Genomic DNA, 26,586 nt, shown 5'->3' on the forward strand with positions numbered 1-26,586 from the left:
TTAACTGCGGAGTGAAAGTGAAACTGGACGACTGCGGAGGGGTGGATGAGTTGGAACAGCAGGGTTTAGATAGGAAGAGTCAGTTCTGTGGGAGTTACCCACACACGCGAAGAGTCAATCCCACGGATGTTCGTGGATGTTGTCGGGCCAGAGCGGGTACCAGTACTGTTCGTCCGACTCGATTTCGAGTTCGCCGTCGAGGTTGCTCTCCAGTTTGAACTCCGCGGCGGAATCGCGTTCGTGGCCGCGTTTCGGGGCGAAGGGGTAGTATGCGCCGCGGCGGAACGAATAGACCCAATAAACGTTGTTTCCGTCGCGCCGAAACCCGAAGAGAGCGGCGAGCAGGCGCGACCCGTAGCCCTGTTCGACGAACGTATCGGCGGCGAAGTGGAGACTGGTGACGAGATCTTCGAAGTCGTCGTCTTCGAGGACGACCCACGAATAGCCGTGGTTGTCCACATGCGCGTGCGCCTCTGTCCCCGTTTCTTCCTTTCCGGCTTCGAGGATGGCGTGAACGTCGTCCACTGCGTTCTGGAAATCGGTGCTATCCACTTCCGAAAAACAGAGGGCAGCCATCCCGACCGGTTCGTAGCCAAGGTCGGCCTCCATCGTGACGTAGGCCGTGCTCATGCCGAAGAGGTCTTCTGGGTCTGCATCCCGTCCAGCATCCGTCTCGGCCCGGATACCGAGCACTTCACGGATTCCATCCAGTATTCCCATGCGCGAGTGTACGCACGCGGAGCGGAAAAAGGGAGACGATGCTTATGTGATTACGCCTTAGTACGATTCCATCTCGCGTTCCATCTCACGCAGGCGTTCGACCCGGCGCTCGGTGCTCGGGTGCGTGCTGAACAGTTTCCCGATGAAACCGCTCTTGATGGGGATGATGAAGAAGGCGTTCATCTCCGCCTCCTCGCGCAGATCTTCTTTCGGGACTCTGTCCATCCGACCGTCGATGGTCAGCAGGGCCGACGCCAGGGCCGACGGCTTGCCGGTGATGGTCGCCCCACCGCGGTCTGCGGCGTACTCGCGGTAGCGTGAGAGCGCGCGAATGAGGATGTAGCTGACGATCCAGACGACGAACGAGGCGAGGATGGCGACCCAGACGGGCGCCTGATTGCGGTTGTCGCCACCACCGCCGAACAGCCAACCCCAGCGGACGACCATGAACGCGATGGTCGAGAGGAACGACGCGATGGTCATGACCATCACGTCGCGGTTTTTGACGTGCGCGAGTTCGTGGGCGATAACGCCCTCCAACTCCTCCTGATTGAGAGTTTGCATCAGGCCAGTCGTCACGCAGACGGCAGCTTTCTTTTGGGAACGTCCCGTTGCGAAGGCGTTCGGGACACGAGTCTGGGAGACAGCCACCTTGGGTTTCGGCAGGTCAGCCTGTTGGGAGAGACGGCTCACCATCCCGTGCAGTTCCGGATATTCGCTTTCGCTGACTTCGTGTGCACCCATGCTCCACAGCGTGAGGCGGTCGCTGAAGAAGAACTGGGCGAATGAGAAGCCACCCAGTATCAGAAGCATGACAAATGGTGCAAAATCGAGAATTTCGACTAGCACAACGGCGAACACAATGTACAACGCGAACAGCAGGAACATCGTCAGGCCCATTCTGGCCCGGAGGCCCCAGTCTGCCTTCCATTTCATACACCTGTCTAGGGATTCCGACCGTTTAAACATTCGTCAGTCGTGCCGAGAAGTATCACACAATTATTGCACACCTATTATATTGCAAATATTGGGAAGAGGGCCAGAACGCTTACCCACGGAGGGGCGTTAGGGACGGTATGTTCTCGTGTGAACCGACGAGGGTACGTCGATGACCGGAACGGTACTTTTAACCGGTAGCCTCGACCGTACCGGACGGTGGCTTGCCGTCCATCTCGCGGAGCAAGGGTGGGACGTCACCTGCGTCGGTCTCTCGCGCTCGGAGTGGAATCTTCAGGGATATCAGGGCCTTTCGTTTCGGACTGCGGATCTAACTGAACAGGTCGAAGCGTCGGAAGTCGTTTCGACCGAGAATCCGGACGCCGTCGTCCACTGGACGGCGCGCCCGTCCCCGGAGCGCCACGCCGGGATGCGCGTCTTCGAGAACAACGTCATCAGCGTCTACAACGTGCTGACTGCCGCGGGTCGAGCAGATGCGCGCGTCGCGTGGGCGTCGAGCGAGAGCGCCTACGGATTTCCGCTCGCTGGCGCGCCATCGCTTCCGGAGTACCTGCCACTGGATGAAAACCATCCGCTTCGTCCCGAAGATCCCTACGGCACGTCGAAGGTCGTGGGCGAGGAAGTCGGGGCGATGGTCGCCCGGCGGCACGGCGTCCCCGTCGCATCGCTTCGCGCGTCGTGGATACAGTTCCCCGGCGAGTACGACTGTCTTGATGCGCGAGCAGACCTCGCAACCGGCGCGGGGAACTTCTGGTCGTACGTGGATGTTCGGGACGTTGCAACCGCCATCGAGGACGCCATCACGGCCGATTTCAGCGGGCACGAACCGTTTCTCGTGGGTGCGCAGGACAACTACCTCGATGTCCCTATCGAAGACGTGCTCTGTGAGTTCTTCGGCGAGCTTCCCGAAAACTGTGACATCGCGGGCACCGATTCGGCCCTTTCGACCGCGAAAGCCCAATCGATGTTGGGGTGGGAACCAGTCTACTCGTGGCGTGATTCGGAGGACGAAGACGTGTCGCTGTTCGCGTAAGAGTTCTACAGCCTTAAAAGTGAGAACGACATAGAACCGTCAATGACTGAGTCCCGCGAGTTTTGCCCGAACTGTGGCAACACCATCGAAGTGGATATCACGGAACGGGACTACCCCGCCTCTGCATCTAGTCAAGACCGAAAACTCTGTGACGACTGCTACTTCGAGCGCTTCGACCTCGTGGACGCCCCGGAGCGAATCGAAGTCCGCGTCTGCGCGCAGTGTGGTGCGGTCTTCCGCGGCAGACGCTGGGTAGACATCGGCGCACAGGATTACACGGACGTTGCGATAGAAGAAGTGAGCGAAGCCCTTGCCGTCCACGTGGACGCCCGCGACGTGTCGTGGCAGGTCGAACCGGAACAGATAGACCAGAACACGATTCGGATGCACTGTTATTTCTCCGGCGTCGTCCGCGGAACGCTGGTCGAGGAGGAAGTGATGGTACCCGTCATGCTCGCTCGACAGACCTGTACCCGCTGTGGCCGCATCGCGGGCGACTACTACGCCAGCATCGTCCAACTGCGCGGCGTTGACCGAGTCCCGACGCCGGAGGAGGAAAAACGTTCCAAGGAAATCGCCAACGAAATCGTCGCCGACATGGAGGCGACGGGCGACAGAAACGCGTTCATCACCGAAGTGGACGAGACGCCGGACGGGTTGGATCTCAAAGTTTCGACCAACAACATCGGCAAGAAGATTTCCAACAAGGTTATCGAGGAGTTCGGCGGCAGTTTCACCGATTCCGAGACGCTCGTCACGGAGGACGAGGACGGCAACGAAGTGTATCGCGTGACCTACGCGATTCGCCTCCCTCCGTTCACCCACGGCGACATCATCGACCCGGACGACGACGAAGGGCCGGTGCTGGTTCGCAGCGTCCGCGGAAACCTGAAGGGAATCCGAATCACGACCGGCGAGCAGTACGAATCCCAGTTCGAGGACGGCGACGCCCCGGACGCCAAAAAACTGGGCCACATCGACGACGCCGAAGAAACCACGCTCGTCGCCGTCGAGGACGAGCACGCGGTGCAAGTCCTCGACCCGGAGACCTTCCAAACGAAGACGATTGCGCGACCCTCGTACATGGACGACGACGCCGACACGATACCAGTGTTCAAGAGTCGGTCAGGGCTCTACGTGGTTCCCGATGAATGACCTCGCCGTTCTCGTCGAAAAACCGCGGGCGGAAACCGCGATTGCCGAACTGACCGCGGAAGGGGTGTACGACGACGCCCGAAAAGTATGCGAACACGACGGCGAAACGGTCGAACTGCCGGTGACGGAGAAACCCGCGGAAACCGATGTCCTCGACGTTATCGAGCAGGTGAGTCCGGAACACCGACTGCCGGATTTGGAATCACATCTTCGAGCACAGGGCTGGGACGACGACGAACTCGACAGGGCACCGAAATCGTGGGCCGTCATCGGGAGCGTCGTCCTCGTCCAGTTCGGCGACTGCTCCCGGAAAGAAGAAGTCGGCAAAGCGCTCCTCGATTTGCATGGCGAGGCGGACACCGTCCTCGCCCGCGAAGGCATCTCGGGTGAGCACCGCGAACCCGAGATGACGGTCGTTGCAGGGTCTGGCGACACCGAAACCATCCACACCGAGCATGGGACGAAGTACGCTCTCGACTTGCGGGAAGTGATGTTCGCACCCGGAAATCAGCAGGAGCGTGCCCGAATGGGTGCCGTAATCGAACCCGACGAGCGCGTCCTCGACATGTTCGCCGGAATCGGCTACTTCACGCTCCCGATGGCCCGCGCCGGAGCGCACGTGACGGCAGTCGAGCGCAATCCGACCGCGTTTCAGTTCCTCCTGGAAAACGCTGTGTTGAACGGCGTAACCGACAGAATCGACGCGTATCGAGCTGACTGCCGGAACGTCGAGATGGACGAACCCGTAGAGCGCGTCGTGATGGGCTACTACGAAACCCACGAGTATCTGGACAGCGCCCTCACGGCGCTGGAATCCGGCGGAATCGTACACATGCACGAAACGACGCCGGAAAACCGACTCTGGGATCGACCCATCGAACGACTTCGGGAGGCGGCAAAAAATCACGAACGTGCGGTCGAAATGCTGGATACACGGCGTGTCAAGAGCCACAGCGAGGGCGTCTGGCACGTCGTCGTCGATGCACGAATCGAGTGACCGAAGATTTATTTTCCTCGGATAGTTCGGGTTTCGTATGGAAAATTTTCGACAAAAACTGATTTCGCTGTTGTTCGTCTTCCTGATGGTGAGTTCAGGGGTCGCCTACACCGTCAGTTTGATGTGAGCCAGTAGCCAGCAGACCACCCGGTGTCACCGCTTTCGTACTCCACTTTCCACCAGCGGTAGCCCGTAGTATCGACCGGGCCACCTGCGATGGTTCCGGTCGTCCCTTCGGGAACGACCACAAGCCGTTCTCCGTCCGGTTCTGCCCGCACGCTGAGCCCTGAAGTCGTTGCCACGGACGCCCCAACATCGAATCGTGCGTAGAGCACGTCGTCTGCCGGAACCGACCCGGAGGTTCCATCGAAGTCGAGTTTGTACCACTGCGTGCCACCGCGAACGAGGACGTTTCCGGTGGCGGTGCCGACCGCTCCCGCAGGGATATCCATGATTCTCGCGTGTTCGTCCGGGCCGTGATGAACCGCACCATTCGAGAGGACAACGGCGTTTTCGTCGGATTCCACGTCCCAGCGGCGGATGAACCCTTCGTAGCGCCCCCAGTTCCAGAGCGAACCCGGGTCGTAGTGGCCACTGATGCCGCCCGGTTTCGTGCAGTCGTTCGGGTTCGGAATCTGGTCGTGACCGATGACACCGCCCTCCCCGTCCGTCGCGTCACAGGGCGCGATATCGTAGCGTCGGACGCGCTTCGGAAAGTCGAACTCGGTCGCGGCCCAGCGGACGATTTTCGCGGAGACTTCGTACAGTATATCGGTATACTCCGTTTCGTTGACCCAACCGGAATGTTCGATGCCCAGCGAGTGCTGGTTGTACGGCCAGTTCTCCGCGTGCCAGCCGATATCCGACTCGGCCAGCATCTGCGTGAGATCGCCCGTCCGATGGTCGGCGACGTAGTGCGTGCTCGCGTTTGCATTCGGGTTTTGGAACCAGTTGACCGTCCAGTCCGCTTCAGCCTGTGCGACGTGAACCACGAACCATCTGATGTCGAGGTCGGATTCGCGTTCCGCCTCGTTATAGTTCGATTCGTCCGCTGGTGCCCACTGCATCTCGGGTTTCGTCGCTGGAAGTCGCATCGCTTTCTTCGCACTTGTCTGGCTGGAAATCGCACCCGTACCCGCGATACCACCGATCGTCTTGAGAATCGTTCGTCTCGTTTCTCTCATCGTTCGTCCTGATTCCGTCGAACAAGAGGATAAATTAGACACCCACCATGGTTGATTAGATGCCGATTCCGCGGGTCATCAGCCGTCTACTCCGTGTCCCATACATCCGCCATCGGACTCTTTCGCTTGCGTGAGTACTGCGATTTGGATCGTGAATTCGTGTCCGACTCGCTATCATCACGCTGACCGTGACCCCCACCAGAACTGCCACCCTCACCGGAACCGCCACCGCCGCCTGCACCACCGCTACCGTTTCCGCCCGAACCGGGGTCGAACTCCGGCAGGTCGGGAGAACTCATCCTGTCCACCTGTTCGGCGAACCAGTCCGGCATGTCGGTGCGAGCGCGGTCGAACAACTGGAGGAGGCTGGAGTCCGCGAGGTAGGTCGCGCCGTAATCGTCCGGAGCGCGAATCACCCGGCCACAGGCTTGAATCACGGTGCGAAGCGCGGCCCGGTAATACCACGCCCACTGGCCGTTTTCGAGGCGGTGGGCGACCCGCGAATCGCTGGTGTTCAAGAACGGAGCCTTGCAAAGCACCTGCCAGCGCGCGAGGTCGCCTTTCAAATCGAGGGCTTCCTCCATTTTCACCGAGACGAATACGTCCGGGTCGTCGCTGGCCTTCCACGCTTCGAGGTCCGCGTCCCTGCTGTCGCGTTCGTGGGCGCAAACGCGGTCACCGACGCCGAACTCGTGGAGTTTCTGCGTTAGCTTCCCCTGAATGTGGTAGGAGTGGGCGTGAATAATACCCTTCTCGTCCGGATGTTTCTGCATGAGTTTGACGATGGTGCGCGCGATTTTCGGCAGGGTTTTCTCGCGATGTTCGTACGTCATCTTCCCCTGCGTCACATCGTAGAGCGGACGGTTCTCGACCGGGAAGGTGTGGCCAACGTCCACGAGCGCGACGTTGGCCGGGTCGAGACCGACCTGCCCACAGAACGCCTCCTTGTTCAGGATGGTAGCGGAGAGGAGTGCGAACTTGTTCCCGCGCTCCCAGACGGTGTGTGAAAGATAGCGTTCCGGATTCATCGGCTTAATAGTTATCGGGCCACCCTCCCCGTCGGGTTGGTCGACGACCCACTCGGTGGCGCTGTCGGGGTTTCGGTAGTCGTCCACGAACCAGTCCAACTCGGAGATAAGTTCTTGCAGGCGGTCTCTCCGAGCCGCTTCGGGGGCGGTGAGTTCCTGCTGTGCGATGAGGTCGTCCTTCCGCCGCTTGCAGGTTCCCGAGAGGCTATCGGCGTACTCCACCGCCCTGTCCAGCCCGGTTATCTCCGGAATCTTCAGGTCGTCCCAGATGGGGACAGTACGGGGATTCAAGTCGATGGTCGCGTACATCTCGGCCCACTCCGCAAGTCCGTGGGCTTCGTCGATGACCACCACGTCGCGCTTTCGGAACACCTCCGACCCGGCGGTTCGCATGAAGTACGCCAGCGTCATCGCCGCAATCTCTCGATTGCTGGCGATGGCCCGGTCGGAAAAGTACGGACAGCGATGTTTGACCGAGCAGTCATACCCCTTCTCCCGGGCGCAGGGCGCTCTATCGACGGGCGTGTCGTGCTCGCCCGGCAGGATGCAAGAGTAGTTTCGTTTCCCGCGAATGATTTTTAAATCGGAAAGCAGGTCGTCACCAGCAACGTCGTCCAGTTGGGACACCTGTGGCGTCGTGTAGTACGACCCGGTGGCATCGACCGGGTCGGCATCCTCGATCCGTTTGGCACACCCTGCGATGGAACGTGCGAGGAGCGACTTGCCGCTCCCCGTCGGGGCTCGAACCAGCACCACATCGTTGTCGCTCTCGAAGGCCGCCCGAATGTCTTCGAGAGCATCCTGCTGGTTGCCACGAAAGGAGGGCGCGGGAAACTCGTCTAAAATCCGCTCGGGGTTCACTGTATAGCGTAACGATAGCCGAGGGGTAAAACCTGCGGATTTCTCGATGAATGGAAGGGTTGGCCGAACGAAAAACCCGGAATCAAGGCGAACTGACGACCGCGACCGAACACGGTGCGTTCCGAAGGATGTGTTCGACGCGGTGCCCGAGGAAAACGCGCCGGGACAGGGGCCGCGTCTTGGTACCGAGCACGACGAGGTCGGTTTTCTTGAGCATCGCGCGTTCCACGACGCTTCGTTCGGGTCTGTCACTGATAGAAACCCGCTTCGTCACGTCGGCATCCATCTGCCGACCGATTTCGGCCTCCAGTTCGACGATATCCTCGCCGAACTCGACCGCTTCGGAGAGATCCGTTTCGCCGAGAAACAACTCCTCGACTTGGAGACGATTGACGATGTGCAGGATTTCGACCTGTGCGCCGCACGCGTTCGCGATCGCAAACGCGATTTCGGCGGCGTGACGACTGTACTCGTTTCCGGTGGTCGGCAGGAGGATGCGTCCGATGGAGTCATCACGAAGCGCACGCTCCGGATTTACCGGACTCGCGCTGACGGCCATCACGGGACACGGACTCGCCTGCAAGACGTCGTCGATTTCGGTGCTGAACAGCGATCCGTTGGGTTCTTGCAGGTTTCGAGTCGCCCCGACGACCAGCATGTCGTATCCCTGATTGGCCTCGTCGAGAACCGTCTCGCTCGCGTTTCCGTTCGACTGCCGAACCGTCGAACGAATGCGTCTGGGCGAGAGCGAGAGCTGTTCTTGCATCGAGTCGAGACACGTCTCTGCCCGTTCGCTCGCATCCGTCGGTTGTACCGTCCCACCATCGGACTGGGTTCGTCGCGTTGCCGTCGGCGCACCTGAAAGCATTCGCTTGACGCGACGAACGAGCGAGCCACCGCTTGCGACCTGCTCTTGCTCGCGCGTAACGTAGGTACACGTCACCTCCATCTCCCGGTCACGTGCGACGTGACCTATCAACTGCGCCGCGAGCAGCGCATCGACGCTGCACCGTGTCGGGAGCAGAATACGGACGACGTTTCCGAGGAAGCTTCGTTCTTCCCGTTCTTTCCGTGCGAGTCGTTCCGCCTCTGACCCCGACATCTCGACGTGAGCAAGCGATGTGCGAAGGAGCGGCGGTGCGATGAGCGAGGTGACGATTGCGACGACGACGATGATGGTGTACATCGTCCCGGTCAGAACGCCGACGCTGATACCGATGGTCGCGACGATTATCTCCAGCGCACCGCGGGCGTTCAATCCCGACCCGAGCGCGATACCTTCCCAGTTCGAGAGTCCGGCCGCCTTCGCGCCGATGAACGACCCCGCGAACTTCCCCGCGATGGCGACGCCCAGGACTGCGAGCGCGGCGACGAACGTCGTCGGAACGAACAGGGCGGTCAAATCCACGCGAAGGCCCGCTGTCGCGAAGAAAATCGGCGCGAAAACGCCGAGCGTGATGACCTCGAACGTGTGCTGTGCCGCTTGGTCGAATCGCTTGACCCGACCGACGAGAATACCCACGACGAACGCACCGAGCACCGCCTCAAGCCCGAGATAATGGGTTATCGAACCCACACCCAGCGTGAGAATCATCGCCGTCGTCGTGAGCGCGAGGTCGTCACCGATGTTGTTGTCCACCCATCGAAAGATACCCCGCACGAGTCGTTCACCGAACAGGAACGCCCCGCCGAGGAACAGAGCCAGTAACACGATTGTTTCGCCCGCGGTGACCAGTGCTTCGCCGCTTCCGCTTCGGGCGAGACCTGCGACGATGGCGAGAAGGATCCAGCCAACGGTGTCGTTTATCATTCCCGATGCGATGGTTATCTGCCCGATATCGCGGTCGATGACATCCAAATCGATGAGCACCTTTGCGATGACCGGAATCGCCGAGATGGAAAGCGCCGTCGCGATGAAGAGGCTGAACACGAGTCGCTGGTCGTCGCTGGCGAGGAACTGTGCCGGGAGGAGATACGCCACGCCGAACCCCATCGCGAACGGAACGACGATACTGGCTCCAGCAGTGTACGTTGCCGTTTTTGCCCGACTGGCGATGAGGTCGAGGTCGGTTTCGAACCCGGTGATGAACAGCAACATGATGAGGCCGAGCCACGAGACGACCTCTATCAGATGGTACTGAACCGCTTCCTGCGGGAAAAGCGCCACGAACAGACCCGGCGCGAGCGTGCCCAACAGCGATGGGCCGAGCACGATGCCCGCGAGCAACTCACCCAGAACGGACGGGAGACCCACGTACTTCGCGCCCTCTCCCAGAAGACGAGCGGTCAACAACAGGAAGAACAGTTGGACGAACAGGAACAGTAGTTGGTGCTCGCTAAGCGGCGGAAGCACTCCGCCCGCCGTTTCGAGTATCATGATATTTTACCCTCCACCACTATCGCGGTTTCCGCAATCCGGCTGAACGGAAGAACGCCGACGAACATAGCTCTGTCTGCCCCGCCAAGTCGTGAATTCACGGCCACGATGTCGGTTTGATACCGGCTATCTGTTGTCTCGCTTCGAGCATGTGAAGGAAGTCCGGCTTGGTCAGCACGCCGACCGACGTGGGAAACGAAACGAGGACGTAGTTCGTCCGCTCACGAAGGAGCAGATACACGTCAAACGCGTTTTCGTCCGGTCGAACGACGACGAAGTCCGTAGAAGCAAGCTTTCCAACACTCGTCGTACTTTGCGTTCTCGCTCGTTCCTCCCACGATTGGAGGGTGGTCGTCGTCAGGACGCCGATTGGCTCCCCGTCCCTGTCGCACACCGGATACTCGTCAAGTTCATCGAGATCTGGCTGTTCGTCGGCGATGAAATCCTCCACCGCCGTTTTCGCCGGGATGCACTCTTCCTTCCGTCGAACGAACTCGGACACCGGCATGTCGCCGAGAAACAGCTGATTCGTCACCAGTTGGAGCTCGGAAACGGTCGAGAAGTAAAAGAAGACGGCAATGAGTCCGAGAAGGACGTTGCCGAGCACGACGGCGGCGTAAAATATTATGCCGATTGCCAGCACCTGACCGAGGAGACTCACCGCGCGTGTCGCCGTCCGTGCGGAGCTAACGCGAGTCGCCAACGAACGAAGGAGGAGCGCGCCGTCAAACGGAAAGATCGGCAACAGATTGACGAGCAATATCACGCCGTTGAACATCGCAAGTAGGCCGAACGACGCCACGAACTCCGGGGTAGTTCCGGGGAGCAGCCAAAGGATAGCAGTGAAAAATCCGGTGAGGAACGCGCTCGAAACCATTCCGGAAAGCGCGATACGCGTCTCGTATTCGAAGTAGGTCGCGTCGTAATCGAACTGCGAGAAGCCGCCAAAAATCCATAGCAGAATGTATCGGACGCCAACGCCGTGCCGTCTGGCCATCCACACGCGGGTGAGTTCGTGGACGAACAGGCTCGCCGCGAAACCGAAAAACACGGTCGCACCGATGAGCCAGGGAGTCGTCCCTGAACCGATTTCCGAATAGGTGAGCGTATGCGGCGAAATCGCCGTGAGAACGTCTATCCACACACGAACCGACACACCGCGTTGAATCCACCACCCTGCGACGGGAAGCGCCAGCAGGAGACTGATATCGATTCGAACGGGAACCCCCCACACCGACCCGAAGCGAACCCCCCTCATAGCGTAGTATAAACGACGTGAACACGCGTCAATATTGCGACTAGCCTAGTCGGTGTTTCCAATCGCTGCAACGTCCGCTGCCTCCGGAAAGTCGGGCAACTGGTCGATGCAGGCGTAACAGAGGAAGTGCTCGCTCCCATCCTCGAACTCCAGCGTCATCCCACCCGACGACTGCGGGGACGTATTCCAGAGATTGGCGATGCCGCCCGCGATGGGCACCCCCTCACCACAGCCGTCGCATTTCTCGGTGGCCATGACGGGTGATAGGTGGTTCACAGGGAAAGAACGTTCGGCAACGGGAGGGAAATCGCAAGTAACCGAGCTGACGTTCGGGATGCCGACCGTCGCCGACGAAAAGAATCGAAGATGGATTACTGGTGTAACGCAGTTCAATACGACTTGTTGGTGTGCAGCGTGCCGCTGTCGTCGTAGACGTTGACGGTGTCGCCACCGTTGTTCCATACTGCGGAGCCGGTGCGACCCCAGTAGAGGTCTGTCTGGGTGTCCGTGCCGGTGCCGGAGTGGAGCGTCACCTGCGCGCCCGCAGCGAGGGTGAAGCCGCCCGGGAAGTCGTACGTCTTCCCGACTTCGTCCTGCACCGACCAGCCGGTCAGGTCGAGGTCGCCGCTGCCGGTGTTCTCGAAGACGACGTATTCGTCGTTGAGGTTGTTCGTGTCGTCGCCCGACGCGTCCGCGTGAATCTGTGCGACCGAGAGGGACCCGCTTCCGCCGTCTCCGCCGCCGGTCGAACCGTCGTAGGCGTCGAAGAGCGGGAAGGAGGTGTCGAACGCCGTGGTCGTCGGAATTACGGAGTCGCTGTTGACGTTGTTCGAACTGTCGGTCACTTGATCGCCGTTGAGTCGGAGGTCGGAATCGAGTCCGGACGAGAGGTCGTTTAGGTTCGCGCGGGCACTCGATGGGGCCGTGCCAGCGCCGACGAGGATGACCGCGCCGCCGTCCGCCGCAAACGTGCTGAGGGCGTCGATTTCTGCCTGTGTGAAAGTCGAGACGGGCGTCGTGACAACGACTGCTCGCCAGGTGGAGAGGTCGAAGGTGTCGAGGCTGTTCGACTGCTCGAAGGAGATGCCGATGCCTTCGAGGAACCGTTGGCAGTAGGCGGCGTCGTCATTCGAGAGTGCATAGCTCGCGTCGAACTGGCCGTGGCCGCCGTCGATGAGCACGTTGCCGGACGTGTCGCTGAGGTAGTCGATGAGGTTCGTCAGGAAGACGAAGTTCTCGTAGCCCGAGGTATCGACCGCGAAGCCTTCCGAACTCTCGTACGTCTCGTCGATGAGCGGGCTTCCGACCATGGCGACGTTCGCGGACTCGTCAACCGCCGCGAGTGGGATGTCGCTGCCGTAGGAGTAGCCGCCGTTCTGCGTCGCCGTACTCTCCGCGTAGACCGGAACGCGGGAGTCCGCGACCGCGCCGGATACCGATTTGACGCTCGCCGTCGTCGGGAAGAACAGGTTGTCCACCGCGCGGTTTCGGATTTCCGTGGAGTTCGCGGGGTCGCTTTGCCTCCAAATGTTGGTGCCGTTCGAGCGAGCCGCGTCTTCCGCGCTCCAGAAACTGTCGTGGTGCGAGAAGCCGGAGCCGTACACTCGGGCGTAGCCGTCCCGGACTGCGTTGCGATTGTAGAAGTTGTCGCGGGTGCCACTGCCGTCCGCGTCGTAGTGGAGGTAGCCGAGGACGCGACCGTAAACGTCACGAACGGGTTCTTCGGAATCGAACGAGAGGTCGACCGTCTTGCCGCTGAGTTCGCCCTGCGCGTAGCTCGTCGCGTTCGACCCCCACGTTCCAAGGTAGTCGAGGGACTCGATTCCTTCCCACTCCTGAACGCGCTCCGCGGATCTGTTCGCGGCCTTTTCCGGCGTGTCGATACCGAGAATTCGAATGCTTTCGGTCGAGCCATCGCTGAACTGCACGTCCACCGTGTCGCCGTCGGTGACGCTGGTCACGTCCACGGTGTACGTCTTGTCCTTGTCGAGGCCGAGTCCGGTTCGGTCGGCGAAGTAGGCGAACGAGGTGTTGAGCTCGTCGGTGAGCGGCTTGTAGTCCGCCCCGCCGTTGTTCGTCGTGTCGAGGACTTCGTCGTCGTTGAACCGGAAGCCGAGCCCGAGGAAACTCGCGATATCGTTCAGGTTGGCTGTCTCGTCGTAGTCGCTGTAGTCGGACTGGCTGTGCAGGAAGACGGAACCACCTGCCGCTACGAAATCGCTGAGGTCGCTCAGTTCACTGCTGGTGAAGGCGTTGCTCGGCGAGGTGATGACGACTGCGTCCGCCGAACCGAGGTCTTGCGAAAGGGTGCTCGTCGCTGTCACCGAGTAGCCGTTGTCTTCGACGTAGCTTTCGAAGTTCGAGAACTTGCTGAGGGTGTAATGCTGGCCGTGACCCTCGTCCCAAAGGACGGTACCGGAGCCACCGAGTTCGTCGTCCCACGTGTTCAAAACGAACTCCTCGTTGCCCCGCTGCCAGTTGGTGCCGTCCTCGACGAGGGTCGATCCGAACGCGACGACGTTCGAATCGGCGGTGACGAGCGGAATCGACGTTCCGCTGCTGTAGAGCGTCGCATCCCCGTTGCTGTCACCGTCGTTGTTCGTGGCGGAATCTTCGGCCCAGACGGCGATCACCGAACTGTCCGTCAGTTCGCCGCCGCTTGCGTCGAGAAAGCTCGACGTGGAGTAACACTCGACCGGCGAAATCCCACCCGAGGCGGCCCGTACCTCGGAACTGAGGTTCGCAGTGATTGGTGCTGATGCTGTGGCTGTTGCGAGCGCGGACAGGAATGTTCGTCGTCGCATCACCAGAAGACGACTGCTGCTGGAAGATAAATTATTACATCCCCTTGTAGTATTTTACTTATTATAATACATATTCCTATACATCTCAATGTATAAAATTTCGAAGTGAAACGGGAACTATCACACTGAATCCTCCGGTGCGTACTCGTCCGCCATTCGGGCGGCTTCCGTCGCGTAGCGGTTTCTCGTTTTCGTATCATCGACCGTTCCCAGTCGGTCGAGTGACACCTTCAGACTGGCTAACGTTTCGCGGGCAGAGCCGGTAAAGCTCGGTAACGCGCGTTCTTTACGGAAATAGCGTTTTCCGTCGAGTGTCGCATAGACGAGGATGATGAGATTCTGCTCGTCGTCGGAATACGTTCGCTCGACCAACCAGACGCGCACTTCGTCACCCATACTCGCAGTCGGTACTGGACGATTGTAACTTCTCCCCACGATTTATGCTCACGAACGCCGTGTGTAGTTAGAATGAAAGTGAACTGCGAAGGCTGTGCTGGCTGTTGCATCGACTGGCGAGCCATCGCACCGACCGTTTCGAGCCACGAAAGACGTGGGCCGCGCAAACCGCTCGACGACGCTTACAATCTCGTTCCACTCACGCGCGAAGACGTGCGTTCTTTCCTAGATGCCGGACTCGCCGACGCGCTGACCCCCCGACTGTGGGAGGACGAATCCGGGGTCGAAATCGACGGCGTCGAACTCGCCGCAATCGAGGGAAAGCCGGTTTTTTTCGTGGGAATCCGCAAACCGCTGAAGCCGGTCGCCCCGTTCGACACCGATGCCTCGTGGCTTCCGACCTGCGCGTTTCTCGACCCGAAGACGCTTCAGTGTCGGATTCACGAGACGGACGTGTATCCCGAAGAGTGTGCGGAGTATCCCGGCCACAACCTCAAACTCGGCCAGCAAACCGAATGCGAGCGAGTCGAAAACGCGTTCGACGGCGAGCGACTGCTGAACGATGAGCCGCCACGCGCGCTTTCGGGATTGCTACTCGGCCCGCAGGCACTCGGCCAAAAGGTGTTCGTCTATCCCGACCCCGACGGATTGACGGGCGTCATCGACCGTCTCATCGACGGCGAGTTGACCGACCGCGACCGTGCACGGTTTGTCGCTGCCGCTGTTGCAGGACGACCTGGAACGACGGGCACCAACCACGAACACTACGAGAATGCGCTACACGAAGTCGGGAGCGCAGATTCGTGGGTCGGACGGGCGATTCCGGAGTGGGAAGTGATGGCGACGACCGAAAAGCCAGACCCGTCGGTAGCCACGCGAGTCGAGGACGAACGCGGCGCACCACCGACTCCCGATTGGTGAGTATCGCGGAAAAAGACCGAACTACTGCGACTTAATCTCCTCGAACTGCTTCAGCAAATCCTCCGCTGAGTCGCCGGAATCGTACTCAACAGTACCGTGATAGTCAGAGCGTACATCATCAAAATCCGTGTCTACGGTACTGTTTTTGCGCTCACGGCGCTCGTGTTCTTCTTCGTCATAGGCACCCATTGACATGACAACCACACTCATGCTAGGTGTTACCCAGTTATTAATGTAACGGATAATCACATCGTTTACCCAAGTTGGAAAATCGTCAGACAGAGAGGAGACGGAAAACGACACCGACGAGGGCGTCGGAATTTTCGCGGTGCATAACACGTAAACACTCCCGGTTACTACGTTCTCGTGTGGCAAGCCCGCTCCGCTTTCGCCGCTCTTCGGAGCGGTGGGACGACGAACGCATCATCGAGGAGTTGTACTCGCACCTCGATTCGAACCTCGGCGCACGTTCGGTGACGCCCCATTACGTCGCACCCGACGGTTTCGAGACGCGACGATTCGAGATGGAAAACGGTGATATGGCTCTTTTTGCGTGGAACGACGACACTGCATACTGGCTCGGCAACACGGAAACGCCGCCAGCACTCTGGCGCACATCGAAATACACCTTCGATGAAATACCGTACCGAATCGCCCGCTGGGGACAGCGAGAACTGCTCGGCGACCTCATCGTCGAATCGCCGTGGTTAGCGAAATACGATTACATCTCGTGGTTTTTCCTCCCCGTGTTTTTCTCGAAGGATGGGCGAGAAACGTCACGCGCCTTTTTCCGGAAGTACGCTGCCGGATTTCCGGATGCGACGCGCGAAGAGGCACTCTCGTTTTACGAACGATTCCTCCAAACTGGTGCGTTGGACGACTACCGATACACGATGGCGTCGAAACTCGGAACCAGCCAGTACTTCGATACGAACCGAATGAGTTCGGCGATGAGCGAGTTCACCGTCGCGAAGGTGTTGACCGACGCAGGATACGATGTGGTTCCCGAAATCGAAGTGACAACGGGTCACTCCCTCGATTTCCGTGCTGACCCGCAAAACGACAACCGCGACCAGTCGTCGCTCGTAGAGGTCACACGACCGCAACCGCCGACGCAGCGAGCGGCGGACACGCCAGTCGCCGCCTTGCGTGAGACGGCGGAGACGAAATCGAACGGGCAGTTGAACGAACACGGTGGCGGTGCGGTGCTGTTCGTCGACTGTTCCGGATTCCGTGACGACGAGTGGCGTGCCGTCGTCGGCGAGCAACCTGACGTTCGCCATCGACCGGCAGTCGTCTTCCGTGCCCGTCCCTCCGGGGAAATCGAGGCCTACAAAAAAGGGTCAGTACCGCTGTCGCTGGGGCGGGCGGTCAAGTGGGTTTAGAACGACACTTGGTCAGGACCGGCCGTTCCCATCGTGGTCGGGTCGCGGTCGCTGTACTGTCTCCGTCCAATCGCCTTACTGCTGAGGGCACCGTACATCGCTTCGCGGGCTTGCTGCGGTGATTCGTACGTCTCGCTCCCTGCACGGGTGAGCACTTCTTCGAGCGTTTCAGTGCCGTTCGGGAGGTCGATAACGTAGTCACCGTGTGCGGAAATAAGCTGCTCCGTGTTCGATGGATACTGTTGTGCGTCGAGCAACCGATTTGCCTGCTTTAGCGTCATCGTGGCCAATCCTACACCAATGTACATGATAAAGGTTGTTGCTAGCAAATCATTATGAATATAAGGTGTTTAATGGGTATTATCGAATATAGAACGTCAAAAAGTGAGAGCAGGCGTTCAAATAGAGGAAAGTCGCTATCGAACATTGAATACGGAATGTCGAGAGGCAGATATACAGTTTGGAATACGTACTGGACGACATCGAACACCGAAACCGCCTTGCTACGGCACCACGGAGAAGTCGTATGAGTATTTTCGCGGATCTTCATGTCCATACGACCAACTCGGATGGGTCGATGGAACTGTCGGAGATTCCCGCAGTCGCACGGTCTTCCGGCGTGTCGGTCGTCGCTATCACCGACCACGACCGTTTACATCCCGACCTGCCGACACCCGTGACCGTCATGGAAGGCGTGACGGTCGTTCACGGCATCGAACTTCGGGTCGAAGCACCCGACGGCCAGCACGTCGATTTACTCGGATATGGAGTCTACCCGACACCCGAACTCGTGGACGAACTGGAGCGACTGCAAGCCAACCGAGTCGAGCGCGGGCAAGCGATTATCGACTGCGTCGAAGACCGCCTCGATATCGACCTCGACCTTGAATCCCGCGAAGGATTGGGTCGGCCACACGTCGCGCGGGCTATCGACGCCCATCCAGACACGGAACACGACTTCGACAGCGCGTTCGGCGAACTCATCGGGACGAACGAGCCGTGCTACGTCGCCCGCGAGATACCGAGTTTCGAGCGCGGTGTCGAACTGCTCTCCGCGTCGAGCGGTCTGGTCGGCTTGGCGCATCCGTTCCGCTACTCCGACCCCGAGTCTGCACTCGCACTGACGAGCGAACTGGACGCTGTGGAACGCTACTATCCCTACGGACGCGAAGTGGACAGTCGGCCAGTCGAGCAGGCAATCGCCGATCATAATCTCATCCCGACTGGCGGGAGCGACGCCCATGAGGACGTACTCGGGGAGGCCGGACTTTCGAAGGCGGAGTATCGACATTTCCGAAGCGCGGTGACGCTCTAAACACAGGGTTAAATTCGATGGGGAACGTAGCCTCTGCTATGCGGTGTCATTACTGCGACCGAAAAGCGACGTTCGCGCCACGGATGGGCGGCGTGCAGGTTGGCCTCTGCGACACCCACTTCCGCGAGCGATTCGAAGACCTCGCGGAATCAGATGCGTTGGCGTATCTACGACAAGAATTAGATGTCGATAGGCCGGATTAGTCTTCGATTTTTGCGGTGAACAGCACGTCCTCGTAGCGATATGCGGGTTCGTCGCCGAGTTCGTCGAGGGAGCGTTTAACCGATTCCAGGTCGGAGCGGACGCGAACCGTTTGAACGCCGCCGCGGAAGAGGTAGGAAAGGCCGATTCGCACCATCGCCGACAAGTCGTCTTCGCTGAGCATGCGCGAACTGCGAGCAAACTCCTCGCGTGTGAGAACGAGCGCCGAACCGCCACCAGAAACAGTGTAAACAGTTAACAAATCACCGGCGTGTTCCGTTCCGAGTACCCCTTCGGGTTCGAATGGAACCGGCGTTTCGTCGTCGAGATCGAGATCGAGAACGTCGTCGCGTTTTCGCCGTACGGAGGGACTCACGGCTTCCACCCCTTGCGGAGCAGATGGAGGGTATGCGGGTTCATATCACTACATTAATTTGTGGATATAAATACCCCAAGGATAGCGTAAAAAGTGACTGTAGTTACCAGTGCTCAGACGCGTCCGGCGTCCACGTCGATGGCATCGACCGGGCACACGTCCACACAGAGCATACAGTCGATGCACTGGGCCTCGTTGGCCGGGTCTGCCTTCTCCTCACTCTCCGGGTGGCCTGGGGTGTCCACCCATTCGAACACGTCCACGGGGCAGTCTTCAAGACAGGCCCCGTCGGCGATGCAGAGGTCGAAGTCGACTGCGACGTGCGTGCCGTGAATGCCTAATTTGTCGGGTTCGTCGACTGGACCCCACACGTCGTGGCCCTGGTGGTCGTCTACCTTCTCGCGGTTTTCGTGGAACTGTGGGTCGATAGCCATCTGTCTCTCACCTGCTGGTACAAACGCGAAACACATACTTAAATCCCTGTACTTAACTTAAATCTTCCCCACGCCCATTATTTTTAGGCTAGGCTAAAAACCTGGGAAAGAGCGCTCGAAACTAGGTTTTCCGGATTCCAGCTGGCAGAGGTTTTAAATACTATTATTTCACGGCGGGTGGTTTTATTCCGTGGCCTGCGGAGGAACCCGCATGGAGAAAGTGACCATCGATGACGTGGAGTCTCGGATGAGTGCGGCGGACGTGCGGCGGGGTCTCTCGGACGACCTCAAAACGAGCGACATGGCCATCAACTACTACGAACTCGCGCCCGGCGACAGCTTTGCGTTCGGCTATCACGCCCACGTCGGACAGGAAGAAGTGTTTTACATTCAATCCGGGTCGGTGACGTTCGAGACGGAAAACGGCGATGTGTTGGTCACAGGTGGAGAAATCGTTCGGTTCGCTCCCGGTGAATTCCAGCGTGGCGTGAACCACGGCGACGAGCGTGTCGTCGCGCTGGCGCTCGGCGCGCCGCGCGACTCCGAACTGGACGAAATGCGGCGGGACTGTGCAGAATGTAACAAGCGAACCGCAAACACCCTCGAAATGGCAGACAGCGGGGAAGAGCTCGTAACGTACTGTCTCGAATGTGGCGCGGAAACTGGACGATTCGACTGACTCCGACCAACCTGGGGAAGGGATTTTTGCGCCTGCCAACCTATCGAGGAGTATGGAAAAAGTCAGTATCGACGATGTGGACGAATTCATGAGCGCAGCGTCGGTCACTCGACCGGTAGGGAAAGCCCTCGGAACGAGCGACATGGCCATCAACTACTACGAACTCGCGCCCGGTGACAATTTCTCACCCGGCCTCCACACCCATTTCGACCAAGAGGAGGTGTTCTACATCCAGTCGGGCACCGCGACGTTCGAGACGAAAGAAGACGACGTCGTCGTGGAAGCCAGTGAAATCGTCCGATTCGCCCCCGGCGATTACCAGCGCGGACGAAACGACGGCGACGAGCGTGTCGTCGCGCTGGTGCTCGGCGCACCGCAAGAGAGCGAATCGGGCGAACTCCTCCGCGATTGCCCCGAATGTGGCGAACGGACACAGCACTGGATGCGAATCCCCGACGAGAAAGACGTTATCGAAGTTTACTGCCTCACCTGCTACGCCGTAACCGGAACGATGGATTGACGAACCGGTGAGTTGGCCTAATCGTTGCAGAAAACCACCGTTCGATTTCCACCCGAAACGATGCCCTTCGACCGGGAAATTCCCTCTGCACTAGAAATACGACTGCCGAAAAACCCACTCGTAACTTCTCCACTTGAAACAGAGGGGTTCGGCAACGATTCACAAAGCCACAACCGTCGTCGGGATATATATCTGAAAAGAGGTCGTTTCGAGTTGCAAATCTGAACAAATACGTTCACCTCGGAGGAGTGATTCGATGATGTCCCTCAACCCCCTCGTTTCAACTGCACGAAAAAATTCGAGCACGGAATGAGTGAGCGAGTCGGCGTAATCGATGGGCTCGATTCCGGGAAAATCCGAACAGTTCGAATTGGAAGACGCCGAAGCGACGACCCCGCCACGCTTTCCGTCATACTGACCTTTTTCGCCCTCGCCCACTTCACTCAATCCATGACAGAGATTCCGTCACCCGGACTGGGAACATCCGGCAACAAAGACGCGGCGCGGTGTGCCGAAACGGTACAGACCGCACTCGAGCTGGGCTACCGACACGTAGACACCGCACAGATGTACGAAAACGAGGAACCGGTCGGCGAAGGAATCGCCCGCGCCGACGTGCCACGAGAGGAGGTTTTCCTCGCCACGAAAGTGCTGCCGGACAACCTCGCGCACGACGACGTGCTCGAAACCACGAAACGAAGCCTCGACAGACTCGGTACTGACTACGTCGATTTGCTCTACGTCCACTGGCCAATGCGGGCGTACGACGCCGAGAACACTCTCCCCGCCTTCGACCGACTCGCCGAGGACGGCATCGCTAAAAATATCGCGGTGAGCAACTTCACGCCCGAACTGCTGGACGAAGCGCGCGACATTCTCGACACACCAATCGTCGCCAATCAGGTGGAGATGCACCCCTTGCTTCAGCAGGACGAACTCCAAACCTACGCCCGAGAACACGACACCACGCTCGTCGCGTACGCACCCATCATGCAGGGAACAGCCGACGAAGTCCCCGAACTCCGCGATATCGCCGAGAAGCACGACGTGACACCCACCCAGATCAGTCTGGCATGGCTTGCACAGGTCGAAAACGTCGCACCGATTCCGAAAGCGACGGGTGAAAAACACCTCAGTGAGAACCTCTCAGTCCCCGAACTCGACGCGCAGGACGTGGAAAAGATCGAAACAATCGACCGCGAAGAGCGTCTCGTCGACCCGGACGGGGCCGCGTGGAACTGAGCCGACAGAAGCCGACTCAGGGGCTCCACTGTGCCGACCACGACCCGCTGCCGTCGCCGCCCGTCCACTCGACGGCCAGGTCGCTCACGGAGCGGTCGGCGGAAATCTCGTAGGCCAGCCATCCGGACATTCCCTCACCCGATGCAACGTCACGACTTCCGAATCGCTCCAGTTCGTACTTGCCCTCCGATTTGGCGATGTTGGACGGCTTCTGTCTGCGATTACCGACGACGAGCGAGAACGTGTCCCCCTTCGGAAGCGACTGTCGCATCCGGAACTTGTTTTCCGCGTTAACGGTCACGAACGCCCATTGACGACCGTTACCCGCTTCCACGTCCCTCATCTCACCGCTTCCGGTTTGGTACCGATAGTGGTCGGTCAAGACGATATCCTGTATCGTGATCGCCATTTCGTTCGGGGTGAGGAACGTCTCGCCAGTGGAGAGTTTCGGGCCGACTATTTTGACGGAGAACGACTTCTCGAAGGCGGTAATCTTGTAGGTAACCGTTGAAACGTACGGGTAGGAGAGTTTCGTGGACCACGTCGTCGTCTCCCCAGCCGGTATTTTTTCGGTCTGAATCGTGCCGGACTGGTCGGAGCCACCCTCGCTCCCGTTCACTTCTATCGGCGACTGAAACGCACCCGCCGAGTTGCCGTTGTTTTTGATCGTGAACTCCAGCTTGAACTGCTCGCCCAACACGGCCTCGTTCGGCACGTTCGCCGAAACGAGCGCGAAGCCCCCGTCAGTGGTCGCTCCACCCGAATTTTCGTCGTCCGGTTTCCCGGTCGTTTGACCCGAGCTATTCGCTTTTTTTGTCGTACTATTCCCATCCCCGCCGTCTTCCGGCCCGGAGCCGGTGCATCCCGCCAGGGTTCCCCCGACGAATGCAGCTCCGGATACCGTCAGAAATCTTCTACGGCGCATGGGTAATTTACATACAAGGGAGGAAATAAACACTCTGTCGTTGACTGATTTTTTCTATTCGGTACGGAGCGCCTTCGAACGGTTCGGACGAACGGTTCGAGCGTAATCAGTGGCAGTTCGCGCCGTAGGGTCTGCCTACTGGAGACCGTGCTCCGTGCAAATCTCCCATCTTGCCTTACAACGATTCGACGCTATCTCCGACCGCGATTTCGCCGGTTTCCACGACGACTGCGCGAAGACCACCCCGGTGAACCAATGCGGAGAGCGTTCCTTTCTCGGTCAGCGCTTCCAAATGTGAACACGGTTCACAGAGTTCCACACCCTCGCAAACCGCCCCACCGACGCGGAATCTCTTGCCGACCAGGTGGTTCAGTGCAGCATCGCGGGTCGTCACGTTCCGGCGATGCGCTCCCGGTTCGAGCGAGATTCCGGATTCCTGCTCGACGGCATCCACCGCTTCGGCCTCGATGAAGGTGATGTCGTCCCCCGAGGAGTCGGGGTCGAAGTGGCGGTCACCACGCAGACCGGACCCCGCGACCGCCTCGACCGTATCGACCGCTTCCGTTTCCGCCGCCGACTCGCGCGCGAGGTGAATCGCTTTCACCGTTCCAGACCCGTTCATGGACCACGGTTGCTCGCTGACGTCTTAAAACCGCGGTCGGCGGTAGTCTGCGCGAAGTGGTTAGTGCTCTGCTCGTAGCGAATCGATAGTCTCGTAGACGTAGTCGCGGATATCGACCGCCGTTCGGGCCGCTTCCTGTCCAGTTTGTCGACGCTGGAGGTGGAGCGCCTGTAAGTACGCTACCGAATTGATCATCCAATAGATCGGTCGTCGTTGGTCGAGCCCGCTCGGAAGGGGACGAACCGATTCATACCCAGTTCGAAAAAACTCGGCCAGCGAATCGTCCGACCAGTCCGAATCAGTAAAGACCGGAAGCGCGGTTCGCCAGTAGTCGTACTCACCGGGGGCGACCATCGCGTGTTCGAAGTCGATGAGACATACCACTTCATCGCCGTCAGTGCCGACATGCTCGGGAAGGTAGTTCCTGTGGCAGAGGATGGGGTCACCCGCTCCATCGAACAGACCGGGGTGTTCACGAACGAACGTAAGTGCGTAGTCGGCAACGTCGTCGTAGCCGAACGGTTCGAGAAACTCGCGTCGATTCGCGAGAAATTCACAGACAGTCCGGTGCCACGTCTCGTGAGTGTCGAGAGCGAGTTCCCCACCGTCGTCGTAAAGGAAGCCAGTCGCCTCGAAGGCAGTTTCGTCGTGAAGCGTTGCCATTCCGGCACCCATCGTTCGAGCGCGCTCTTCGTCGAGCGTTCTGTCGTCGGGCACGTCATCACACCATTTTGCGACGAAGTGGTCGTCACCGATTGCCAAAATCTCAGGAACTGGAACTGATGTATTCGTCTGTAGATGCTGAATAACTCGTGCTTCGGTAGCGGGGTCGCCTTCAGACCCACGAGCCAGTTTACAAACCGCTCATTGACCGTCAACGACAACCTCATAGGTCACGTGCGTCAACATGTCGTGGAATTTACCTCGCACTTCGTAATTTTCCACATGCGATGCGAGTCTCTCGTGTATTTCTGTTTCGTCTTCGTGCATGATCTTCGTCGCGTGACGGACGACGACCGGTCGGGCGAAACACCGATTCGAGCGCGGGCGCTGTCGCTCCGACCGAAAAGTGGACGGTTTGAAGAGGAACATTCGCTAACTTAATTCTTTCTTAACTATTGTCCGAACCATGACTGAAATAACGATGGCCGACCTCCGAACCAACTTCGGCATAGCCTTCCTGATAGCCGTTTTCGACTGGGTCGTGACCACCGGCGGTAAAATCGGAAATTTCGTTACCGTCGTCGGTGGACTCATTGTATTCCTCGCCGCATTCTTCGTCGTCGGACTGCTGTTTCTCTTTCTCCAGCGACAGAATGCGTGGTAAAATCCGTCCTCTTCGTTCGCTCAAATGTCGAAAGAGAAACGACGTCTTTTGATTTCGAACTCACTCCGTTCACCCGAACACTGCCGGAACGGAGTTCCGACGAGCCTTCGTTCGTTCCTCCGTCACTCACTCAAACGCGGCGATACCCGTCAAATCCTGCCCGAGAACCAGCGTGTGGATGTCGTGCGTTCCCTCATAGGTGTACACCGTCTCCATGTTGGCCATGTGGCGCATCGGCGGGTAGTCCGTCGTGATGCCGTTGCCGCCGAGCATCTCGCGGGCGATGCGGGCTTGGTCGCGGGCCATCCGGACGTTGTTGCGCTTCGCCATCGAGACGTGCTGTGGGCGCAGGTCACCGCGCTCCTTTAGGTCGGCGAGGCGGTGGGCGAGCAGTTGGGAGGTGGTAATCTGGGTCGCCATCTCGGCGAGTTTCTGTTGCTGAAGTTGGAAGCGCGCGATGGGGCCGCCGAACTGCTCGCGGTCGGTCGCGTACTGTCGGGCCGTCTCGAAGCAGTCGCGAGCCGCGCCGATGGCACCCCACGCGATGCCGTATCGTGCCTGTGTGAGACACGACAGCGGGCCTTTCATGCCCTCGACGCCCGGCAGGACGTTCTCCTCCGGAATCGTGACGTTTTGGAGGCCGATTTCACCCGTGATGGAGGCGCGAAGCGAGAGTTTTTCGTCTATTTTGTTCGTCGTCACGCCGTCGCGCTCGGTTTCCACGAGGAAGCCGCGCACCGGATTGTCCTCGGCGGAGTGGTCACGCGCCCAAACGACCGCCACGTCCGAAATCGGGGAGTTGGTGATCCACGTTTTCGACCCGTTGAGGATGTACTCGTCGCCCTCCTTTTCGGCGTAGGTTTCCATTCCCGAGGGGTTCGACCCGTGTTCGGGTTCGGTCAAGCCGAAACAACCCACTGCCTCCCCCTCGCCGAGGTCGGGTAGCCACTCGTCTTTCTGCGCTTCGGAACCGTAAGCGTGGATGGGATACATCACGAGCGCACCCTGCACGCTGGCCATCGAGCGCAGGCCGGAGTCAGCGGCTTCGAGTTCCTGCATCAGCAGACCGTAGGCAGTTTCGCTGAGATTCGGTAGGCCGTAGCCGTCGAGGTTCGGCGCGTAGAAACCGAGTTCGCCCATCTCCGGGATGAGTTCCGTCGGGAACGTACCCGCTTCGAAATGCTCGCCGATGTCGGGTTTGACGTGTTCTTCGACGAACTCGCGTGCGGTGTCCCGAACCATCCGCTCTTCCTGTCCGAGGTCGGCCTCCAGTTCCACGTAATCAAGCATGGACAACTCTCCGGAGGGCAGGCTAAAAAACGCTCCTACTTTCGGAGTATCGTTCAGCGCACGTTCCCAAAAATCACACTTCAGTTACAGTCCGGAACCGCGTCGTCCCGCGAAATCGCGATGTCGAGGTAAGCGTCCGCCTGCTCGGAATGGACGCCAGTATCGACGAGGTCGCGGTCGTCGTCATACTGCACAAGTCCGGCCATCGCCAGTTTCGGGAGTTGCGTGTGCTGGAGCGACATGTACACGTTTTTCCGATGTTCGTCGGAGACGAGGTCGATGGATTTGTCCATCTCCCACGCGGCGACCGTGTCAACGATGTCTGCGAGCGTCACCGGAGTCTCTTCCCGTCGTAAGTGGTGAAGGATGTACCGACTTCGGCGGGACGCAAGCGCATCGAAGAGGGCATCCTGTGAAAGCGAGGGCACGTTGGCACTCGGCCCGGACGGCGAAGGCGCGGCGCGTGACGAACCGTCATCGTCTGTCGTCGGATCTGCCATGGCATATCACCACGTCATCAACGAATGTCACTCTGGTGGTTAACCATTCAGGTCGTTTATATCGATATCGGTGGCAGAG

Annotated in this window: 30 protein-coding genes; 12 read left to right on the forward strand and 18 right to left on the reverse strand. The window is 59.3% G+C overall.

Annotation, left to right across the window (positions count from 1 at the left end; all coding sequences use genetic code 11):
- Positions 1–114 precede the first annotated feature (114 nt).
- Both pspAB and htpX read right to left on the reverse strand, forming a co-directional pair.
- Entirely contained in the window at positions 115–720 is a 606-nt protein-coding gene (gene pspAB / locus ACN2TU_RS12355) for a PspA-associated protein PspAB (protein ID WP_435155682.1), read from the reverse strand.
- A gap of 57 nt (positions 721–777) precedes the next feature.
- Positions 778–1,656, reverse strand: coding sequence for a zinc metalloprotease HtpX (gene htpX / locus ACN2TU_RS12360; RefSeq protein WP_435155683.1), 879 nt, complete (start codon positions 1,654–1,656; stop codon positions 778–780).
- Positions 1,657–1,828: 172 nt separating this feature from the next.
- Here htpX and ACN2TU_RS12365 point away from each other — a divergent pair, with 172 nt between their 5' ends.
- The 3 genes from ACN2TU_RS12365 to ACN2TU_RS12375 are packed head-to-tail and all read left to right on the forward strand — an operon-like array spanning position 1,829 to position 4,862.
- Positions 1,829–2,710 carry an NAD-dependent epimerase/dehydratase family protein gene (locus ACN2TU_RS12365; RefSeq protein ID WP_435155685.1) on the forward strand — a complete coding sequence of 294 codons (882 nt, stop codon included), beginning with the start codon at positions 1,829–1,831 and terminating at the stop codon, positions 2,708–2,710.
- A gap of 42 nt (positions 2,711–2,752) precedes the next feature.
- Positions 2,753–3,865, forward strand: a complete 1,113-nt coding sequence (locus tag ACN2TU_RS12370) for a 60S ribosomal export protein NMD3 (RefSeq protein ID WP_435155687.1) — start codon at positions 2,753–2,755, stop codon at positions 3,863–3,865.
- Entirely contained in the window at positions 3,858–4,862 is a 1,005-nt protein-coding gene (locus tag ACN2TU_RS12375) for a class I SAM-dependent methyltransferase (protein WP_435155688.1), read from the forward strand. The genes ACN2TU_RS12370 and ACN2TU_RS12375 overlap by 8 nt, the downstream gene beginning before the upstream one ends.
- 113 nt (positions 4,863–4,975) lie before the next feature.
- Here ACN2TU_RS12375 and ACN2TU_RS12380 read toward each other — a convergent pair whose 3' ends face one another.
- The 7 genes from ACN2TU_RS12380 to ACN2TU_RS12410 all read right to left on the reverse strand — a co-directional run bounded on the left by ACN2TU_RS12380 (position 4,976) and on the right by ACN2TU_RS12410 (position 14,770).
- The gene (locus tag ACN2TU_RS12380) at positions 4,976–6,046 is read right to left on the reverse strand and encodes an N-acetylmuramoyl-L-alanine amidase (RefSeq protein WP_435155690.1); all 1,071 of its coding nucleotides are present in this window, start codon (positions 6,044–6,046) and stop codon (positions 4,976–4,978) included.
- An 86-nt stretch (positions 6,047–6,132) separates the two neighbouring features.
- Entirely contained in the window at positions 6,133–7,935 is a 1,803-nt protein-coding gene (locus tag ACN2TU_RS12385) for a helicase C-terminal domain-containing protein (protein WP_435155691.1), read from the reverse strand.
- A gap of 82 nt (positions 7,936–8,017) precedes the next feature.
- Positions 8,018–10,312, reverse strand: a complete 2,295-nt coding sequence (locus ACN2TU_RS12390; protein ID WP_435155692.1) for a cation:proton antiporter domain-containing protein — start codon at positions 10,310–10,312, stop codon at positions 8,018–8,020.
- Positions 10,313–10,409: 97 nt separating this feature from the next.
- Entirely contained in the window at positions 10,410–11,570 is a 1,161-nt protein-coding gene (locus ACN2TU_RS12395) for a site-2 protease family protein (RefSeq protein ID WP_435155693.1), read from the reverse strand.
- Between the two features lie 45 nt (positions 11,571–11,615).
- A complete protein-coding gene (locus tag ACN2TU_RS12400) occupies positions 11,616–11,825 on the reverse strand; it encodes a DUF7561 family protein (protein WP_435155694.1) in 210 nt (69 codons plus the stop codon).
- A 134-nt stretch (positions 11,826–11,959) separates the two neighbouring features.
- The gene (locus tag ACN2TU_RS12405) at positions 11,960–14,374 is read right to left on the reverse strand and encodes a lamin tail domain-containing protein (protein ID WP_435155696.1); all 2,415 of its coding nucleotides are present in this window, start codon (positions 14,372–14,374) and stop codon (positions 11,960–11,962) included.
- Between the two features lie 120 nt (positions 14,375–14,494).
- A complete protein-coding gene (locus ACN2TU_RS12410; protein WP_435155698.1) occupies positions 14,495–14,770 on the reverse strand; it encodes a DUF7967 family protein in 276 nt (91 codons plus the stop codon).
- Between the two features lie 72 nt (positions 14,771–14,842).
- Between ACN2TU_RS12410 and ACN2TU_RS12415 the strand changes: the two genes are divergently transcribed.
- The gene (locus ACN2TU_RS12415; protein WP_435155699.1) at positions 14,843–15,691 is read left to right on the forward strand and encodes a YkgJ family cysteine cluster protein; all 849 of its coding nucleotides are present in this window, start codon (positions 14,843–14,845) and stop codon (positions 15,689–15,691) included.
- A gap of 21 nt (positions 15,692–15,712) precedes the next feature.
- Here the strand turns inward: ACN2TU_RS12415 and ACN2TU_RS12420 are convergent, their stop codons facing one another.
- Positions 15,713–15,886, reverse strand: a complete 174-nt coding sequence (locus ACN2TU_RS12420; protein WP_435156181.1) for a DUF5786 family protein — start codon at positions 15,884–15,886, stop codon at positions 15,713–15,715.
- A 173-nt stretch (positions 15,887–16,059) separates the two neighbouring features.
- Here ACN2TU_RS12420 and ACN2TU_RS12425 point away from each other — a divergent pair, with 173 nt between their 5' ends.
- Positions 16,060–17,076, forward strand: coding sequence for a DUF5784 family protein (locus ACN2TU_RS12425; RefSeq protein ID WP_435155701.1), 1,017 nt, complete (start codon positions 16,060–16,062; stop codon positions 17,074–17,076).
- Here ACN2TU_RS12425 and ACN2TU_RS12430 read toward each other — a convergent pair.
- Complete coding sequence (locus tag ACN2TU_RS12430; RefSeq protein ID WP_435155702.1) at positions 17,073–17,357, reverse strand: DUF5789 family protein; 285 nt, start codon at positions 17,355–17,357, stop codon at positions 17,073–17,075. The genes ACN2TU_RS12425 and ACN2TU_RS12430 overlap by 4 nt on opposite strands.
- Before the next feature lie 245 nt (positions 17,358–17,602).
- On the opposite strand from ACN2TU_RS12430, the gene ACN2TU_RS12435 reads away from it, so the two are divergent.
- Together ACN2TU_RS12435 and ACN2TU_RS12440 are read left to right on the forward strand one after the other, a co-directional pair.
- Positions 17,603–18,391: a PHP domain-containing protein gene (locus ACN2TU_RS12435; RefSeq protein WP_435155703.1), complete on the forward strand. Its 789-nt coding sequence runs from the start codon at positions 17,603–17,605 to the stop codon at positions 18,389–18,391.
- Between the two features lie 38 nt (positions 18,392–18,429).
- A complete protein-coding gene (locus ACN2TU_RS12440; RefSeq protein ID WP_435156183.1) occupies positions 18,430–18,594 on the forward strand; it encodes a DUF6757 family protein in 165 nt (54 codons plus the stop codon).
- Here ACN2TU_RS12440 and ACN2TU_RS12445 read toward each other — a convergent pair.
- Together ACN2TU_RS12445 and ACN2TU_RS12450 are read right to left on the reverse strand one after the other, a co-directional pair.
- Positions 18,591–18,968: a hypothetical protein gene (locus ACN2TU_RS12445; protein WP_435155704.1), complete on the reverse strand. Its 378-nt coding sequence runs from the start codon at positions 18,966–18,968 to the stop codon at positions 18,591–18,593. The genes ACN2TU_RS12440 and ACN2TU_RS12445 overlap by 4 nt on opposite strands.
- 113 nt (positions 18,969–19,081) lie before the next feature.
- On the reverse strand, positions 19,082–19,402 hold the full coding sequence (locus tag ACN2TU_RS12450) for a 4Fe-4S dicluster domain-containing protein (RefSeq protein ID WP_435155706.1): 321 nt from the start codon (positions 19,400–19,402) through the stop codon (positions 19,082–19,084).
- Between the two features lie 211 nt (positions 19,403–19,613).
- Here ACN2TU_RS12450 and ACN2TU_RS12455 point away from each other — a divergent pair, with 211 nt between their 5' ends.
- From ACN2TU_RS12455 to ACN2TU_RS12465, 3 genes are all read left to right on the forward strand, one after another.
- The gene (locus tag ACN2TU_RS12455) at positions 19,614–20,081 is read left to right on the forward strand and encodes a cupin domain-containing protein (protein WP_435155707.1); all 468 of its coding nucleotides are present in this window, start codon (positions 19,614–19,616) and stop codon (positions 20,079–20,081) included.
- A gap of 52 nt (positions 20,082–20,133) precedes the next feature.
- Entirely contained in the window at positions 20,134–20,601 is a 468-nt protein-coding gene (locus ACN2TU_RS12460; RefSeq protein ID WP_435155709.1) for a cupin domain-containing protein, read from the forward strand.
- A 450-nt stretch (positions 20,602–21,051) separates the two neighbouring features.
- Positions 21,052–21,843 carry an aldo/keto reductase gene (locus tag ACN2TU_RS12465; RefSeq protein ID WP_435156185.1) on the forward strand — a complete coding sequence of 264 codons (792 nt, stop codon included), beginning with the start codon at positions 21,052–21,054 and terminating at the stop codon, positions 21,841–21,843.
- Between the two features lie 16 nt (positions 21,844–21,859).
- Here ACN2TU_RS12465 and ACN2TU_RS12470 read toward each other — a convergent pair whose 3' ends face one another.
- The 3 genes from ACN2TU_RS12470 to ACN2TU_RS12480 form a co-directional block, all read right to left on the reverse strand.
- Positions 21,860–22,768, reverse strand: a complete 909-nt coding sequence (locus ACN2TU_RS12470) for a twin-arginine translocation signal domain-containing protein (protein WP_435155710.1) — start codon at positions 22,766–22,768, stop codon at positions 21,860–21,862.
- A gap of 175 nt (positions 22,769–22,943) precedes the next feature.
- Positions 22,944–23,390 (reverse strand): MOSC domain-containing protein, encoded by a 447-nt coding sequence (locus ACN2TU_RS12475; protein ID WP_435155711.1) that lies wholly within the window; start codon positions 23,388–23,390, stop codon positions 22,944–22,946.
- A 60-nt stretch (positions 23,391–23,450) separates the two neighbouring features.
- Positions 23,451–24,242, reverse strand: a complete 792-nt coding sequence (locus ACN2TU_RS12480; protein ID WP_435156187.1) for a phosphotransferase family protein — start codon at positions 24,240–24,242, stop codon at positions 23,451–23,453.
- 93 nt (positions 24,243–24,335) lie between these two features.
- Here ACN2TU_RS12480 and ACN2TU_RS12485 point away from each other — a divergent pair, with 93 nt between their 5' ends.
- Positions 24,336–24,494 (forward strand): hypothetical protein, encoded by a 159-nt coding sequence (locus ACN2TU_RS12485; protein WP_435155713.1) that lies wholly within the window; start codon positions 24,336–24,338, stop codon positions 24,492–24,494.
- 25 nt (positions 24,495–24,519) lie between these two features.
- Complete coding sequence (locus ACN2TU_RS12490) at positions 24,520–24,717, forward strand: hypothetical protein (RefSeq protein ID WP_435155714.1); 198 nt, start codon at positions 24,520–24,522, stop codon at positions 24,715–24,717.
- A 126-nt stretch (positions 24,718–24,843) separates the two neighbouring features.
- Here ACN2TU_RS12490 and ACN2TU_RS12495 read toward each other — a convergent pair whose 3' ends face one another.
- A complete protein-coding gene (locus ACN2TU_RS12495; RefSeq protein ID WP_435155715.1) occupies positions 24,844–26,007 on the reverse strand; it encodes an acyl-CoA dehydrogenase family protein in 1,164 nt (387 codons plus the stop codon).
- A gap of 80 nt (positions 26,008–26,087) precedes the next feature.
- Positions 26,088–26,507 carry a DUF7344 domain-containing protein gene (locus ACN2TU_RS12500; RefSeq protein ID WP_435155716.1) on the reverse strand — a complete coding sequence of 140 codons (420 nt, stop codon included), beginning with the start codon at positions 26,505–26,507 and terminating at the stop codon, positions 26,088–26,090.
- Positions 26,508–26,586: the final 79 nt, after the last annotated feature.

The sequence above is a fragment of the Haladaptatus marinus genome (assembly GCF_051194195.1).

Coding starts and splice junctions, on each gene's coding strand:
- ACN2TU_RS12455 (WP_435155707.1), top strand. CDS start 19,614: ATGGAGAAAGTGACCATCGATGACGTGGAGTCTCGGATGAGTGCGGCG.
- ACN2TU_RS12400 (WP_435155694.1), bottom strand. CDS start 11,825: ATGGCCACCGAGAAATGCGACGGCTGTGGTGAGGGGGTGCCCATCGCG.
- ACN2TU_RS12485 (WP_435155713.1), top strand. CDS start 24,336: ATGCGATGCGAGTCTCTCGTGTATTTCTGTTTCGTCTTCGTGCATGAT.
- ACN2TU_RS12460 (WP_435155709.1), top strand. CDS start 20,134: ATGGAAAAAGTCAGTATCGACGATGTGGACGAATTCATGAGCGCAGCG.
- ACN2TU_RS12365 (WP_435155685.1), top strand. CDS start 1,829: ATGACCGGAACGGTACTTTTAACCGGTAGCCTCGACCGTACCGGACGG.
- ACN2TU_RS12470 (WP_435155710.1), bottom strand. CDS start 22,768: ATGCGCCGTAGAAGATTTCTGACGGTATCCGGAGCTGCATTCGTCGGG.
- ACN2TU_RS12475 (WP_435155711.1), bottom strand. CDS start 23,390: ATGAACGGGTCTGGAACGGTGAAAGCGATTCACCTCGCGCGCGAGTCG.
- htpX (WP_435155683.1), bottom strand. CDS start 1,656: ATGAAATGGAAGGCAGACTGGGGCCTCCGGGCCAGAATGGGCCTGACG.
- ACN2TU_RS12380 (WP_435155690.1), bottom strand. CDS start 6,046: ATGAGAGAAACGAGACGAACGATTCTCAAGACGATCGGTGGTATCGCG.
- ACN2TU_RS12440 (WP_435156183.1), top strand. CDS start 18,430: ATGCGGTGTCATTACTGCGACCGAAAAGCGACGTTCGCGCCACGGATG.
- pspAB (WP_435155682.1), bottom strand. CDS start 720: ATGGGAATACTGGATGGAATCCGTGAAGTGCTCGGTATCCGGGCCGAG.
- ACN2TU_RS12415 (WP_435155699.1), top strand. CDS start 14,843: ATGAAAGTGAACTGCGAAGGCTGTGCTGGCTGTTGCATCGACTGGCGA.
- ACN2TU_RS12465 (WP_435156185.1), top strand. CDS start 21,052: ATGACAGAGATTCCGTCACCCGGACTGGGAACATCCGGCAACAAAGAC.
- ACN2TU_RS12375 (WP_435155688.1), top strand. CDS start 3,858: ATGAATGACCTCGCCGTTCTCGTCGAAAAACCGCGGGCGGAAACCGCG.
- ACN2TU_RS12500 (WP_435155716.1), bottom strand. CDS start 26,507: ATGGCAGATCCGACGACAGACGATGACGGTTCGTCACGCGCCGCGCCT.
- ACN2TU_RS12430 (WP_435155702.1), bottom strand. CDS start 17,357: ATGACGCTAAAGCAGGCAAATCGGTTGCTCGACGCACAACAGTATCCA.
- ACN2TU_RS12405 (WP_435155696.1), bottom strand. CDS start 14,374: ATGCGACGACGAACATTCCTGTCCGCGCTCGCAACAGCCACAGCATCA.
- ACN2TU_RS12490 (WP_435155714.1), top strand. CDS start 24,520: ATGACTGAAATAACGATGGCCGACCTCCGAACCAACTTCGGCATAGCC.
- ACN2TU_RS12420 (WP_435156181.1), bottom strand. CDS start 15,886: ATGTCAATGGGTGCCTATGACGAAGAAGAACACGAGCGCCGTGAGCGC.
- ACN2TU_RS12435 (WP_435155703.1), top strand. CDS start 17,603: ATGAGTATTTTCGCGGATCTTCATGTCCATACGACCAACTCGGATGGG.
- ACN2TU_RS12370 (WP_435155687.1), top strand. CDS start 2,753: ATGACTGAGTCCCGCGAGTTTTGCCCGAACTGTGGCAACACCATCGAA.
- ACN2TU_RS12495 (WP_435155715.1), bottom strand. CDS start 26,007: ATGCTTGATTACGTGGAACTGGAGGCCGACCTCGGACAGGAAGAGCGG.
- ACN2TU_RS12450 (WP_435155706.1), bottom strand. CDS start 19,402: ATGGCTATCGACCCACAGTTCCACGAAAACCGCGAGAAGGTAGACGAC.
- ACN2TU_RS12390 (WP_435155692.1), bottom strand. CDS start 10,312: ATGATACTCGAAACGGCGGGCGGAGTGCTTCCGCCGCTTAGCGAGCAC.
- ACN2TU_RS12395 (WP_435155693.1), bottom strand. CDS start 11,570: ATGAGGGGGGTTCGCTTCGGGTCGGTGTGGGGGGTTCCCGTTCGAATC.
- ACN2TU_RS12410 (WP_435155698.1), bottom strand. CDS start 14,770: ATGGGTGACGAAGTGCGCGTCTGGTTGGTCGAGCGAACGTATTCCGAC.